Origin of the sequence: Actinomadura sp. NPDC049382 (assembly GCF_040677125.1) — a bacterium.
Lineage (GTDB): Bacteria > Actinomycetota > Actinomycetes > Streptosporangiales > Streptosporangiaceae > Spirillospora > Spirillospora geliboluensis.
Map to the genome: position 1 here is coordinate 1 of NZ_JBFARO010000179.1, position 13,979 is coordinate 13,979.

The window sequence follows — 13,979 nt, forward strand, 5'->3', positions numbered from 1 at the left end:
CAAGAAACGGACACCCACCGCGCCGAACCCCGCTCTCGCGGACCCCGGCTCCGGGGCAACCCTTCTAACTTACCTGTTCCGCTCCCGCTGTCAAGTAGATCTGCGAAGATCTTTTTGACGATCGGAGGCGTCCCAGTCCCCCCGCGGCGACGAGTCACCCCCAGGCCGTGAGCCTGGCGATGGTCGATCCGTAGGAGTTGCCCCTGCGGGCCGGCCACCTCGCGGCGTCCTGCATCCCGTGTTGGGCTTTTCGGTATCCTACACCAGCCCGAGCGTCGCTCGAACCAATTTTGGAGTCCCATCCCCGTGGGCCGGCCGCCTCGTCGGCGTCCCGCATCCCAAATGGGGCTTCCACCGCAGAACAACCCAACTTGGGGCCGGGTTATTCCTGGTGGCTTCCCCCGAGACCGGCCGCCCTGCGGCGTCCCGCGTCTCTCGGGGCACGGGAGACATTATGGTCCTCCGCGGGCACCGTCAAATCGGAGTGCTCGCGTCCCGCGCGCCTCTTGTCACCCGGACACACCATCGGACCCATTGACCTCGCCTTTCACGCACTACGTGCGCCGGGTCACAGTGATGTAGCGTGCGCGGACAGCCCGCTTTACGGCGCCCTGCGGTCCGGGGGCGGGCAGCGGCTCCCGGCACGAACAGTCCGCCGAGGTCAGGAGGATCACCTCGTGAATGTGCCCGTCGCCATCCGCGCGTCCGCCGAACGCCTCGTGGTCGCCGCGACGATGGGGCCGACCATCCATGACGTGCACGCCTGGCGGTTCAAGGTCGTTCCCGGTGCGATCGAGCTGCACGCCGACCAGGACCGGTTCCGGCCCATGCACGACCCCGCGGGACGCGGCCTCCACCTCAGCAGCGGCGCCGCCCTCGTCAATCTTCGCCTTGCCGCGGCTCAGCTCGGGTACGCGGCCGTGGTGCGGCTACTGCCCGACCCCGGGCGGCCATCAGTCCTCGCCTCGGTGCGTCTGGCGGGACGCCATCGCGTGAGTCGCGCCGAACGACTCCTCTACGCGGCGACGTTGAAGCCCCTCCCCGGGAACCGTCCCGCATCAGGGCTTCGGCCGCCCCTGCCCGTCGTGCACGAGCTGGGCGAAGCGGCCCGTCTGGAAGGGGCCGGCCTTCACCCGCTCCCCGACGTTCCGGGGGCGAGGGGCCGGCGTGCCGTCCTCACCACCCGTGGTGACTCCCCGGCCGCTTGGCTGCGCGCAGGCCAGGCGCTTCAGCGCCTGCTGCTGAGCGGTGCGGCCCGGTCCGTCTTCGTCTCGTTCATGTACGAGGCGGTAGACATGCCGGAGGCCGAAGTCCACGACGTGACGGAGCCCGGCGAAGTGGCCCAGGTGCTGCTCGAACTCGTCCAGAGCGCGGACGGCCGTCTACACGAGCCGCCTGTAGGTCGACAGGACGAAGGACAGTGGGGCGGTGAGCGGGTCCGGTAGGGGCCGCAGCCGTTCGCGGAGCAGATCCGCCGGGACGTGGTGCGCGCTCGGGCCCATCCCGACGAGCGTGGTGATCTCGTCGTGGGTCAGCACGGCCTCCGTCTCGATCTCCTGGCGCGAATCGAACTTGAAGTAGCCCGCGAGCGCGGCGTCCATCCGCTCGGCCTTGCGCTTGTCGATCGTGAGGAGCCCCAGCGGCTCCACCAGGGTGCCGAGGTGCCGGGGCGACGGGGTCACGGTGAACAGGAGCCCGTCGTCGCGGAGCACGCGGTGGAACTCGGCCGCGTTGCGCGGCGCGAAGACGTTGACCACGGTGTCCGCCGCGCCGTCGCGCAGCGGGAGGGGGCGCCACAGGTCCGCGACGACGGCGCCCGCCCGGGGATGGGCCTTGGCGGCGCGCTTGGCCGCGTGCTTGGAGATGTCCAGTGCGAGGCCGACCGCGCCGGGCGCCCGGTCGAGGATCCGGCCCAGGTAGTACCCGGTGCCGGCGCCCGCGTCGACGACGAAGGACGGTGCGGCGCGGGACACCGCGAGGGCGAGGCGGTCGGCGGGCTCGGCGAAATGGCCCGCCTTCAGGAACGCGTCGCGCGCGCGGACCATCTCGGGGGTGTCGGCCGTGCCCGGACGGGCGTTCCCCGGAAGAAGGTTCGCGTACCCCTGCCGCGCGACATTGAAGGTATGCCCGCCGGGGCAGGAGAGTCCGCGGTCGGCCAGTTCGAGGTCGGCTCCGCACACGGGGCACACCAGGCATGGGACGACATCGGCGAGCATCCGTCCATCATCGTCCATGCCGGCCCGGCATCGGGCCCCGCCGCCCCGTTCTTTGCCCTCGTGCCGCGCACTCGCCGCCGGGGCGACCCCGGGGCGTCGGCTCGGCGCAACCCGCGGCGGCCGGCTCAGGACTCCGCGCGCCGGCGGACGTCCTCCATGTCGAGGCCGCGGACCTGCTCGATCACGTTCTCCAGCACCGGCTCGGGAACGGCGCCCGGCTCGGCGAACACGATGAGGCCGTCCCGGATCGCCATCAGCGTGGGAATGGACCTGATGCCGAACCGCTGCGACAGCTCGGCCTCCGCGTCGGTGTCGACCTTCCCGAACACGATGTCCTCGTGCTTGGCCGCCGACTTTTCGAAGACCGGGGCGAAGCGCTTGCACGGACCGCACCACTCGGCCCAGAAGTCGACGAGCACGATGCCCTCGGCCTGAGCCACCTCGTCGAAGTTGTCAGCGGTGAGTGTGACGGTCGCCATGTCGGTTTCTCCTCAGTCGGGGTATCAGGTCGTAGAGCGGCTCACAGCCTCGCAGTATTCCCCACCCGGGAATCACAGAGCGGTAATTAGCGTTCTCCCCTTAGGGAGATCGCACCGGAGAAGGGTCAGGATGGCTGCAACCCGTACCAAGGGCGACAGGGTCGACGTCCCCGACAAGGATCTCGTCGGGGCGTACCTCGACCGGATCGGCCGCACCCCCCTGCTCGACGCGCAGGAGGAGGTCGATCTGGCCAAGGCGATCGAAGGGGGCCTGTACGCCGAGCAGCTCCTCGAGGACGGGAGGGTGCCCGCGGGCGCCACCCGCGAGGAGCTGGAGGAGCTGGCCGCGGCGGGGCTGCGCGCGAAGCAGCGCTTCGTCGAGGCCAACTTGCGGCTCGTGGTCTCGATCGCCCGGAAATACCCGACCGACTCGTTGCCCCTCATCGACCTCATTCAAGAGGGGAACCTGGGGCTGATGCGCGCGGTGGAGAAGTTCGACTACCGCCGGGGCTTCAAGTTCTCCACCTATGCGACATGGTGGATCAGGCAGGCGATCGGCCGCGGGCTCAGCCACACGGCCCGCACGATCCGGCTGCCGGTCCACGTTGAGGAGGAGCTGTCCCGGCTGCGGCGCGCGGAACGCCAGCTGGGCCGTGAACTCGGCAGGGAGCCGACCCGCGAGGAGCTCGCCGGGACCATCGGCGCCGACGCCGACCATGTGGACGAGCTGCTGCGCTGGCGGCGCGACCCGGCGAGCCTGGACGCGACCGTCGACGACGCCGGCGAGACGCCGATGGGCGACCTCCTGGAGGACCCGGAGGCCGTCACGCCGGAGGCGGAGATCCTGGCGCTGGACGACATCGAGGGCCTGGCGCGGCTGCTCGACCGGCTGCCGGAGCGCGAGTCCGCGATCCTGCGCGCCAGGTTCGGGATGGACAGCGGCCAGCCGCTGTCCTACGCCCAGATCGGCGCCCGGTACGGCTTGAGCCACAACCGGGTCCGGCAGATCACCGACCGTTCGCTGCGGCGGCTGCGTCAGCTGGCGAACGAGACGGATCTGAGCGGCCGCAGGGCGCTGACCGGCGCGCCGGCGGCGGGCGGGGCGGGCGCGCCCGAAGCCCGCCGGGAGCACGCGGCGGCCGGGAGCCGGGCCGCCTGACGGCACCGGCACCCCCATACCGTCGCGAACCGGGCGGCCCCGAGCGGGTCCGCCCGGTTCGCCGTTCCGGGCGGGGCGGGCGGTGCCATAGCCTTCTGGGGTGAGTACCTCCGCCGTCACCGGGGACCTCGACGCCTGGCGCGCGCTCCCCGCCCTCCAGCAGCCCGAATGGGACGATCCCGACGAGGTCCGCGCGGTCGCCGCCGAGCTCGCGACCCAGCCGCCCCTCGTCTTCGCCGGCGAGTGCGACCAGCTGAAGGCGCAGCTCGCGGACGTGGCGCGCGGCGAGGCGTTCGTCCTGCAGGGCGGCGACTGCGCCGAGACGTTCGAGGGCTCGAACGCCGACGCGGTGAAGAACAAGCTGAAGACGCTGCTGCAGATGGCGGTCGTGCTCACCTACGCGGCCAGCGTGCCGGTCGTGAAGATCGGCCGGCTGGCGGGCCAGTTCGCCAAGCCCCGGTCCAAGCCCGTGGAGGTGCGCGGCGGCGTGGAGCTGCCCGCCTACCGGGGCGACGCCGTCAACGGGTTCGCGTTCGACGCCGCGTCCCGCCGAAACGACCCGCAGCGGCTGCTGAAGGCCTACCACTGCGCGGCGGTGACGCTGAACCTGTGCCGGGCGTTCACCAAGGGCGGCTACGCCGACCTGCGCCAGGTGCACGCCTGGAACCGCGACTTCGTCCAGCAGAGCCCGGCGGGGCGCCGCTACGAGCAGCTCGCCGGCGAGATCGACCGGGCCCTGACGTTCATGAAGGCGTGCGGGGCGAGCCCAGGCGAGTTCCAGGAGGTGGAGCTCTACTCCAGCCACGAGGCGCTGCTGCTGGAGTACGAGCGGGCGCTGACCCGCATCGACCACCTCAGCGGGCTCCCCTACGACGTCTCCGCGCACTTCCTGTGGATCGGGGAGCGCACCCGGCAGCTGGACGGCGCCCACGTCGAGTTCCTGCGCCGGATCCGCAACCCGATCGGGGTGAAGCTCGGCCCGACGACGTCCGCGGACGACGCGCTGGCGCTGATCGACCGACTCAACCCCGACGGCGAGCCCGGCCGGCTCAGCTTCATCACCCGGATGGGCGCCGGCAAGATCCGCGATGTGCTGCCGCCGCTGATCGAGAAGGTGCACCAGAGCGGCGCGCCCGTCGCGTGGATCTGCGACCCGATGCACGGCAACACGTTCGAGGCGCCCAGCGGGCACAAGACCCGGCGGCTGGACGACGTGCTCGACGAGGTCGCCGGCTTCTTCGAGGTGCACCGGGCGCTCGGCACCCACCCGGGCGGCATCCACATCGAGTTCACCGGCGACGACGTCACCGAATGCGTCGGCGGCGGCCACGGCCTCGCCGAGGCCGACCTGCACCAGCGGTACGAGACGGCGTGCGACCCGCGGCTCAACCGGGGCCAGTCGCTCGACCTTGCGTTCATGGTGGCGGAGCTGTACCGCAAGTCGGCCTAGCGACCCCTGGGCCCCGCCCGGCGGGGCCCAGGTCGCCGGGCGGCATGGACGCGCTCCCACAGGAGGGGCCGCGCGGCGGCACGTTCCAGGGCGGAGAGCCGCGTCAGATGTCGACCTCGGCCCACACGACCTTGCCGCCGGTCACCGGGTCGGCGCCCCAGGAGTTCGCGAACCGGTCGACGATGAACAGGCCGCGGTGCGACTCGTCCAGCGGGCCGGGCACGGTCAGCCGGGGCAGCTGGGCGGCGCGGTCGCGGACCTCGACGCGGACGCGGCCGGTGCCGCGCAGCAGCCGCAGCTCCAGGGCCGTCCCCGCGTGCCGGACGGCGTTGGCGACGAGTTCCGCCACGATCGCGGTGACGAGCTCCTCGCGGTCCATCAGCGCCCAGGTGCGCATGGTGCGGGCGGCGAGGCGCCGTGCGTACTCGACCGCCTCGGTCTGCGGCGCCGCGCGCAGTGTGGTCTCGGTCATCGGGTCGGTCACTCCGCCCGCTCGCCGTTCTTCATCGTGTTCACTCACCGCTCATCGGCCGCCGCCTCCTCCGCCGGGCCCTCGATCAGGAACCGGTCGAGCCCCGTGGTGCGCAGGACGTTCTCGACGCGGCCGTAGGCGCCGGTGACGGTCAGCGTCGCGTTCTGGGCGCGCGCGTGCTTGTACGCCCGGACGAGGACGTTCAGACCGGAGGAGTCGCAGAAGTCCACCGCCGCGAGGTCGACGACCACCGCCCGCTCGCCCGCGTCCACGAGCTCGGTCAGCCGAGTGCGCAGCTCCTCGGAAGAGTGCAGGTCGATGGAGCCGCGCGCGGCGATCGTCGCGCGGCCGTCCTGTCGTGTCGTGTGCAAGGCAAGCCCCACGCCACCCCACCTTACCGATTGTTGGTCTCCATCATGACGCCCGTAGAACGATGAGGGCAATGTCGTCGTTCGAGGGCTCCGGGCCGAAATCGCGCACGGCGCGTTGAATGCGGGCGGCGACGGCGCCCGCGCTGAGCCCGGTGCAGCCGGCCAGCAGCCGTTCGAGGCCGTCGCCGTCGCCGAGCAGCCGGCTCCCGGAACGGCGTTCGGTGACGCCGTCGGTCACGCAGAGCAGGACCTCGCCCCGGCGCAGGTCGACCGTGTCCGTGTGGAAGTCCACACCGTCGAAGACGCCGAGCAGGGCCTGGGCCGTGGCCGCCTCGCGCACGCCGCCGTCCGGGTCGAGGACGAGCGGGAGCGGGTGGCCCGCGCTCGTCAGCCGGATCCGCACGCCGTCGGGGCGGCGGGTCGCGATCTCGCCGTGCAGCAGGGTCAGCAGCCGGCCCCGCTCGCCCTCGCCGAGGATGAGCCGGTTGAGCCGGGCCAGCACGGCGGGGACGGACATGTCCTCGGCGGCGAGGATGCGCAGCGCGTGCCGGGCGAGGCCGGTGACGGCGGCCGCCTCGGGGCCGGTGCCGCACACGTCGCCGATCGCGAACCGCCAGCGGGACGACGACGCGGGCCCGCCGGGGCCGGGGCCGCTCTCGAACACGTCGTAGAAGTCGCCGCCGACCTCGCTGCCCTCCCCCGCCGGCTCGTACACGACGGCGACCTCCAGGCCCGGGATCTCGGGGATGCCGGGCGGCAGGAGGCTGCGCTGCAGCGCGCTGCTCATGGCGGTCTGCGCGGAGAACAGCCGCGCGTTGTCGACGGCGAGGGCGGCGCGGCGGCTGAGCTCCTCGGCGAGCTCGATCGCGCTGCGCGGGAAGCGGTCGCCGGGCGGGCGGCCGATGACGATGGTGCCGATGCGCCGGCCGCGGGCGATCAGCGGGAACGCGTAGACGTGGTCGGCGGCGGTGTCGCCGGCGGCGGCGCGGACCTCCTCGGGGGCGGTGGCCAGGCCGTTCCAGGGGCCGGGGCCGTCCATCGGCGGCGCGGCGCCCGCGTGCTCCAGCAGCTCGCGGAGCCCGTCGGCGCGGTTCTCGTCGGCGTGCCAGACGTAGGCGAGCCGGTCGGGCTCGCCGTCGGCGACGGTGTAGACGGCGCACCAGGTGGCCAGCCGGGGGACGACGAGCTGGGCGACCAGGGCCATCGTGCGCTCCTGGTCGAGGGTTCCGGCGAGCAGGTCGCTGGCCTCGGCGACGAAGCTGAGCCAGCCCCGCCAGGACCGTTCCAACTCCCCCACCCGTGCCTTCTCCAGGGAGAGCGACATCTCGTCGGCGAGCCGGCCGAGCCGGACGCCGTCGGCCTCGTCGAAGCGGCCGGGGGCGGACGAGACGGCCACCACGACGCCCGTGAGGCGGCCCTGGGACTCCAGCGGCGCGGCGGCCACCGAGCGGGCCTGCAGGGCCGTGGCGGTCGGATCGGCCTCGGCGGCGACCCACGGGGATCCGGCGCGGGCGGCGGGGCCGAGCCCGGCCACCGACAGCTCGCCGAGCGGCAGTTCCGCGGCGGTGCCGGCGGACGAGCCCATGATCATGCGGCCGTCGCGCTCAGTGAGCAGGACGGCGGCGCCCTCGGCGCCGAGGATCTCGCGTGCGGTGGCGACGCCGTCCTCCATGGCCTCCACGGCGGCCGGGGAGCGCAGCAGGCGGTCGCCGGCGACGGGCATGTCGCCGACGTCGCCGCTGAGGGCGCCCTCGCGGCCCTGCGCGCCGGCGGCCTCGCGGGCCTGCTCGCGGTCGCGCGGGCCGCGCTCGCGGGTCTGCGGGCCGCGGCCGGCGACGTCGCCCGCGGTCTCGGCGGGGGCGGCGGTCTCGGCCTCGGCGGGGGCGGCCGGCGCGCCGGGACGGGCCAGCCGGAACCAGACGCCCTTGGTGCGGTGGTCGTAGGAGACGCCCCAGGACGCGGCGAGCCGGGCGATCGACGGCAGCCCGCGGCCGCTGGAGGCGGTCACGCCGGGCATCTCGATGCCCCGGGTGGGGTGCCGGTCGCGGACCTCGATCTTGATGTCGCCGTCCTCCAGCCGGCAGGAGACCTCGAAGGACGTCCCGGCGTAGGCGATCGCGTTGGTGGCGAGCTCGCTGGTGGCCAGCACCGCGTCGTCCGCGGCCTCGTCCATGCCCCAGTCGGCCAGCACCTTCCGGACGAAGCGGCGCGCGTCCGCCACCGCCGCGGCGGCGGACGGGAAGGTGGCCGACGCCGTCTGCCGATCCAAACGTCATCCCTTGCTCGAAGCGTCTCTGCCCCCGTCCGACCATCGTGGCAGACGGGTCGGCCGCGCGGCCACGAGAGCCGAGAAGGGGTTTCCGTGACGCGTCCGGCCTCGATGAACGCTACCCCCCGCCACGACACGACAGACCGTAACACGAAGACTACAAGCGCGGATGCACGGTCATCGACGTCCGTTCACGGCAGACCCGCGAACGGGTCCGGGCACCGCCCGGCGACGTAGAGTACAGGTGCGGCCGGAACAGAGGGCCCAGGGAGGCCGGCCGGAGGCCCGGCGGGAGGGGCCCTTCCGTCCGGGCTTTCGACGAGGTGTCCGGATGTTCGACGATCGCGGGCCAGGAGGATGAAGAGAATGCCGCGTACCGCGTCACGTGCCCGCCCCGGCGGGTACCGCGACACGACCCCGCGCTACAGCGACGCCGACCTCGAGCCGCTGCTGAAGGCGCTGGTAGCCGTGCGGGACGGCAGGGCGAGGACGGAGCTGGACGTGCCGGGCGAGGGCGCCGTGGCGGAGGCCGCGGCGATCCTGGAGGAGATCCGGCAGAACGAGCAGGAGCTGGCCTCCGGGCTCAGCCGCGTCCGGCGGGAGATCGGCCGGGAGGGCAAGCTGCGCGGGCGGCTGGCCTCGGGCGGCCTGCGCGGCACGTGGGCGACCTCCGTCGAGGACGCCAACGCGATCATCGACAAGCTCACCGACCTCGCGACCGGGATGAGCCGGGTGGTGGAGGCGGTCGCGGCCGGGGACCTGAGCCAGCGGGTCGAGCTGCGGGTGCGCGGCCGGCCCATGCGCGGCGAGCTGCTGCGCATGGCCAAGTCGGTCAACGGGATGGTGGAGCTGCTCGACCAGTTCACCTGGGAGGTCACCCAGTTCGCCCGCGAGGTCGGCACGGAGGGCCGGCTCGGCGGGCAGGCGCCGGCGCGCGGCATGACGGGCCGCTGGCGGGACGTGACGGCGTCGGTGAACGTGATGGCGGCGCGGCTGACGTCGCAGGTCCGCGACATCGCCGAGGTCACCACGGCGGTCGTGAAGGGCGACCTGACCCGCAAGGTGACGGTGGAGGCGAGCGGTGAGCTGCAGGAGCTGAAGCTCACCGTGAACACGATGGTCGACCAGCTGTCGGCGTTCGCCGACGAGGTCACCCGCGTCGCCCGCGAGGTCGGCACCGAGGGCCAGCTCGGCGGGCAGGCGAACGTGCGCGGCGTGAGCGGCGTCTGGAAGGACCTGACCGACAACGTCAACGCGATGGCGAACAACCTGACCAACCAGGTCCGCAACATCGCGCAGGTCACCACCGCCGTCGCCGACGGCGACCTCGGCAAGAAGATCACGGTCGACGCGCAGGGCGAGATCGCGCAGCTCAAGAACACGCTGAACACGATGGTCGACACGCTGTCGGCGTTCGCGGACGAGGTCACCCGCGTCGCCCGCGAGGTCGGCACGGAGGGCCGCCTGGGCGGCCAGGCGCGGGTCCCAGGCGTGAGCGGCGTCTGGAAGGACCTGACCAACAACGTCAACGGCATGGCGTCCAACCTGACCTACCAGGTCCGCAACATCGCGCAGGTCACCACCGCCGTCGCCGAGGGCGACCTCGGCAAGAAGATCACGGTCGACGCGCAGGGCGAGATCCTGGAGCTGAAGGACACCGTGAACGGGATGGTCGACACGCTGTCGGCCTTCGCCTCCGAGGTGACGCGCGTCGCGCGCGAGGTCGGCACGGAGGGCCGCCTCGGCGGCCAGGCGGTCGTGCCCGGCGCCGGCGGCGTCTGGCTCGACCTCACCGACAACGTCAACGCGATGGCGAACAACCTGACCAACCAGGTGCGCGGGATCGCGCAGGTGACGACCGCGGTGGCGCAGGGCGACCTGACGCGCAAGATCGAGGTGACCGCGCAGGGCGAGATCCTGCAGCTCAAGGACACCCTGAACACGATGGTCGACACGTTGTCGTCGTTCGCGTCCGAGGTCAGCCGCGTCGCCCGCGAGGTGGGCACCGAGGGCCGTCTCGGCGGCCAGGCGATCGTGCCCGGCGCCGGCGGCATGTGGAAGGACCTGACCGACAACGTCAACGGCATGGCGTCCAACCTGACCTACCAGGTCCGCAACATCGCGCAGGTCGCGACCGCCGTCGCGCACGGCGACCTGACCCGGCGCATCGACGTCAACGCGCAGGGCGAGATCCTGGAGCTGAAGACGACGCTGAACACGATGGTCGACACGCTGTCGTCGTTCGCGTCCGAGGTCACCCGCGTCGCCCGCGAGGTCGGCAGCGAGGGCCGGCTCGGCGGGCAGGCCGAGGTCGAGGGCGTGTCCGGCACCTGGAAGCGGCTGACCGAGAGCGTCAACGAGCTGGCCGGGAACCTGACCACGCAGGTGCGGGCGATCGGCGAGGTCGCGAGCGCGGTCGCCACCGGCGACCTGACCCGGACGATCACCGTGGAGGCGCGCGGCGAGGTCGCCGAGCTGTCCGACAACGTCAACCTGATGGTCGCGACGCTGCGCGAGACGACCCGCGCCAACGAGGAGCAGGACTGGCTCAAGACCAACCTGGCGCGGATCGGCGGCCTCATGCAGGGCCACCGCGACCTGCTCCAGGTCGCCGAGCTGATCATGCGGGAGCTGACCCCGACGGCGAGCGCCCAGTACGGCGCGTTCTACCTGGCCGAGACCGCGGGCGAGGAGGCCGAGCTGGTGCTGATCGCCGGCTACGGGACGCGCCGGGGCCGGGACGGTGCGGTGCGGTTCGCGCTGGGCGAGGGCCTGGTCGGGCAGGCGGCGCAGGAGCGCCGGCCGCTGCTGATCGCGGACGCCCCCGCCGACTACGTCAAGATCGGCTCGGGGCTCGGCGAGGCGTCCCCGGTCAATATCATCGTGCTGCCGATCGTGTTCGAGGACGAGGTGCTCGGCGCGATCGAGCTGGCCTCGTTCGGCCGGTTCACCGACGTCCACCTGGCGTTCTTCAGCCAGCTGATCGAGACGATCGGGGTGACGCTGAACGCGATCCGCGCCAACGCGCGGACCGAGGCGCTGCTCGGCGAGTCGCAGCGGCTCGCGCAGGAGCTCCAGGAGCGGTCGGACGAGCTGCAGCGCCAGCAGGGCGAGCTGCGGCACTCCAACACCGAGCTGGAGGAGAAGGCGGCGCTGCTGGCCCAGCAGAACCGCGCGATCGAGATCCAGAACTTCCAGATCGAGCAGGCCCGGCGGACGCTGGAGGAGCGCGCCGAGCAGCTGGCGATCTCCTCGCGGTACAAGTCGGAGTTCCTGGCGAACATGTCGCACGAGCTGCGCACGCCGCTGAACAGCCTGCTCGTGCTGGCCAAGCTGCTGTCGGAGAACCAGGACGGCAACCTCACCGGCAAGCAGGTGGAGTTCGCCCGGACGATCCACGAGTCCGGCACCGACCTGCTGGAGCTGATCAACGACATCCTGGACCTGGCGAAGGTCGAGGCCGGGAAGATGGAGGCGCACCCGCAGCGGCTGGCGGTGTCGTCGCTGGTCGACTACGTGGACGCGACGTTCCGGCCGCTGTCGGTCGACAAGGGCCTGCAGTTCGGCGTGGAGGTCGCGCCGGACGTCCCGGCCACCCTGAACACCGACGAGCAGCGGTTGCAGCAGGTGCTGCGGAACCTGCTGTCGAACGCGGTGAAGTTCACCGCGGAGGGCGAGGTCCGGCTGCTGATCGAGCGGGCCGGCGACATCGACTTCACGCTGCCGGCGCTGTGGAACACCCCGGACGTGATCGCCTTCCGGGTGATCGACACCGGGATCGGGGTCAGCGCGGACAAGCTGCAGGAGATCTTCGAGCCGTTCCAGCAGGCCGACGGGACCACGAGCCGCCGCTACGGCGGCACCGGCCTCGGCCTGTCGATCAGCCGGAACATCGCGCGGCTGCTCGGCGGGGAGATCCACGCGGAGAGCCAGCCGGGCCGCGGCAGCGTGTTCACGCTGTACCTGCCCGCCCAGTACAGCGAGCGGGAGGACCGGCGCCGCCCGGAGCCCCAGGCGGACGCGATCGGCGGGGGCCGGGAGGTCGACTTCGGCGCGGGCGCCGAGAAGGGCAACGGCGCCGTGGTGCGCCCGCTTCCCGCCGGTAAGGCCGAGGCGGGGCCGGCGGCCGAGCCGGTGCCCCCGGCGACCGAGCCCGAGGCCGCGCTGAACGGCATGGTGGAGGAGCCCCCCGCGGACTTCCTCGACACCGTCCTGTCGGGCCGCAAGGTGCTGATCGTCGACGACGACGTCCGGAACGTGTTCGCGCTCACCAGCGTGCTGGAGGGCTACGGGATGGAGGTCCTGTACGCCGAGGACGGGCAGGCCGGGATCGACCTGCTGCACCGCAACCCGGACGTGGCGGTCGTCCTGATGGACGTGATGATGCCGGGCCTGGACGGGTACGCGACGACGGCGGCGATCAGGGAGATGCCGCAGTTCGCCGACTTGCCGATCATCGTCATCACGGCCAAGGTGATGAAGGGCGACCGGGAGAAGAGCCTCGCCTCGGGCGCGTCGGACTACGTGCCGAAGCCCGTGGACGTGGACCATCTCCTCGACGTCATGAGGAACTGGCTGCAACCCTCCGTCGTCCGCTGAGGAGAGGAGAGACCCGGGCAGTAGGGTCGCCCTGTGGGCCCGTCGCGGCCCGCGGCGGCGGGGACCGGAATCGGAGAGGCGCGCGTGGACGACAAGGCGAAGATCCTGCTCGTGGACGACCGCGAGGAGAACCTGATCGCGCTGGAGGCCATCCTCAGCTCGCTCGACCAGGATCTGGTCCGGGCCCGGTCCGGTGAGGACGCGCTGAAGGCGCTGCTCACCGACGAGTACGCGGTCATCCTGCTGGACGTCGTCATGCCGGGCATGGACGGCTTCGAGACGGCCCGCGACATCAAGCGCCGCAAGAAGACCCGCGACCTGCCGATCATCTTCCTCACGGCCGTGAACAGCGACCCCGACTACGCGTTCCGCGGGTACGCGGCGGGCGCGGTCGACTTCATCTCCAAGCCGTTCGACCCGTGGGTGCTGCGCGCCAAGGTGTCGGTGTTCGTGGAGCTGCACAACAAGAACAAGCAGCTCCGCGACCAGACGACCCTGCTGCGCGAGCAGGCCGCGCTGCTCCGCGAGCAGCAGCGGCGCCTGGACGAGCAGCCCGGCGCCGACCCGTCCGAGCAGGTCTGGGCCCGCCTGGCGGCGGTGGAGGAGCAGGCCGAGGTGGTCGGCAAGCACGTCCCGCCCGCCCGCCGCGACGACTACGACGAGCTGACCCGCCGCCTGGCCGACCTGCGCCAAGCCGTCAACGGCGCGGAGAACCCTTAACCGGGAAGGAACCCTTAACCGGGAAGAGGTCCCGTAGCGACGACCTCAGCCCGTCACCTCAGCCACGCGACGACCCGAACCATCGCGATCGCGTCCGAAGGCAGGTTCGAGCGAAGCAAGAACCTGATCGCGCAGCAAGCCGCCAGGCGAGCCGAAGCGATGCAGCGATCGCGATGGTTCGGGTCGTCGCGTGGCTGAGGTGACGGGCTGAGGTCGTCGCTACGGGACCTCTTCCCGGTTAAGG

Annotated in this window: 10 protein-coding genes; 5 read left to right on the forward strand and 5 right to left on the reverse strand. The window is 72.3% G+C overall.

What is annotated here, in order from left to right; genetic code table 11:
• Positions 1-677 precede the first annotated feature (677 nt).
• Positions 678-1,445, forward strand: coding sequence for a hypothetical protein (locus AB0K34_RS43420; protein WP_301178275.1), 768 nt, complete (start codon positions 678-680; stop codon positions 1,443-1,445).
• Here AB0K34_RS43420 and AB0K34_RS43425 read toward each other — a convergent pair.
• Both AB0K34_RS43425 and trxA read right to left on the reverse strand, forming a co-directional pair.
• Positions 1,383-2,234 carry a putative RNA methyltransferase gene (locus AB0K34_RS43425; RefSeq protein ID WP_364554410.1) on the reverse strand — a complete coding sequence of 284 codons (852 nt, stop codon included), beginning with the start codon at positions 2,232-2,234 and terminating at the stop codon, positions 1,383-1,385. The genes AB0K34_RS43420 and AB0K34_RS43425 overlap by 63 nt on opposite strands.
• Before the next feature lie 107 nt (positions 2,235-2,341).
• Complete coding sequence (gene trxA / locus AB0K34_RS43430) at positions 2,342-2,695, reverse strand: thioredoxin (protein ID WP_138639594.1); 354 nt, start codon at positions 2,693-2,695, stop codon at positions 2,342-2,344.
• A gap of 130 nt (positions 2,696-2,825) precedes the next feature.
• Between trxA and AB0K34_RS43435 the strand changes: the two genes are divergently transcribed.
• Entirely contained in the window at positions 2,826-3,854 is a 1,029-nt protein-coding gene (locus AB0K34_RS43435; protein WP_240808294.1) for a sigma-70 family RNA polymerase sigma factor, read from the forward strand.
• A 100-nt stretch (positions 3,855-3,954) separates the two neighbouring features.
• Positions 3,955-5,304, forward strand: coding sequence for a class II 3-deoxy-7-phosphoheptulonate synthase (locus tag AB0K34_RS43440; protein WP_301178265.1), 1,350 nt, complete (start codon positions 3,955-3,957; stop codon positions 5,302-5,304).
• Positions 5,305-5,407: 103 nt separating this feature from the next.
• Here the strand turns inward: AB0K34_RS43440 and AB0K34_RS43445 are convergent, their stop codons facing one another.
• The 3 genes from AB0K34_RS43445 to AB0K34_RS43455 are packed head-to-tail and all read right to left on the reverse strand — an operon-like array spanning position 5,408 to position 8,416.
• Positions 5,408-5,776, reverse strand: a complete 369-nt coding sequence (locus tag AB0K34_RS43445) for an ATP-binding protein (protein ID WP_240808293.1) — start codon at positions 5,774-5,776, stop codon at positions 5,408-5,410.
• A 44-nt stretch (positions 5,777-5,820) separates the two neighbouring features.
• On the reverse strand, positions 5,821-6,159 hold the full coding sequence (locus AB0K34_RS43450) for an STAS domain-containing protein (protein ID WP_138639592.1): 339 nt from the start codon (positions 6,157-6,159) through the stop codon (positions 5,821-5,823).
• Positions 6,160-6,190: 31 nt separating this feature from the next.
• Positions 6,191-8,416: a SpoIIE family protein phosphatase gene (locus tag AB0K34_RS43455; RefSeq protein WP_364554411.1), complete on the reverse strand. Its 2,226-nt coding sequence runs from the start codon at positions 8,414-8,416 to the stop codon at positions 6,191-6,193.
• A gap of 366 nt (positions 8,417-8,782) precedes the next feature.
• Between AB0K34_RS43455 and AB0K34_RS43460 the strand changes: the two genes are divergently transcribed.
• Together AB0K34_RS43460 and AB0K34_RS43465 are read left to right on the forward strand one after the other, a co-directional pair.
• Complete coding sequence (locus AB0K34_RS43460; protein ID WP_301178174.1) at positions 8,783-13,015, forward strand: HAMP domain-containing protein; 4,233 nt, start codon at positions 8,783-8,785, stop codon at positions 13,013-13,015.
• A gap of 84 nt (positions 13,016-13,099) precedes the next feature.
• Positions 13,100-13,735 (forward strand): response regulator, encoded by a 636-nt coding sequence (locus AB0K34_RS43465; protein WP_301178173.1) that lies wholly within the window; start codon positions 13,100-13,102, stop codon positions 13,733-13,735.
• Positions 13,736-13,979 lie beyond the last annotated feature (244 nt).

Excerpts from the sequence above, each read along its gene's own strand:
- trxA (WP_138639594.1), bottom strand. The coding sequence starts at position 2,695 with ATGGCGACCGTCACACTCACCGCTGACAACTTCGACGAGGTGGCTCAG.
- AB0K34_RS43445 (WP_240808293.1), bottom strand. The coding sequence starts at position 5,776 with ATGACCGAGACCACACTGCGCGCGGCGCCGCAGACCGAGGCGGTCGAG.
- AB0K34_RS43460 (WP_301178174.1), top strand. The coding sequence starts at position 8,783 with ATGCCGCGTACCGCGTCACGTGCCCGCCCCGGCGGGTACCGCGACACG.
- AB0K34_RS43425 (WP_364554410.1), bottom strand. The coding sequence starts at position 2,234 with ATGGACGATGATGGACGGATGCTCGCCGATGTCGTCCCATGCCTGGTG.
- AB0K34_RS43435 (WP_240808294.1), top strand. The coding sequence starts at position 2,826 with ATGGCTGCAACCCGTACCAAGGGCGACAGGGTCGACGTCCCCGACAAG.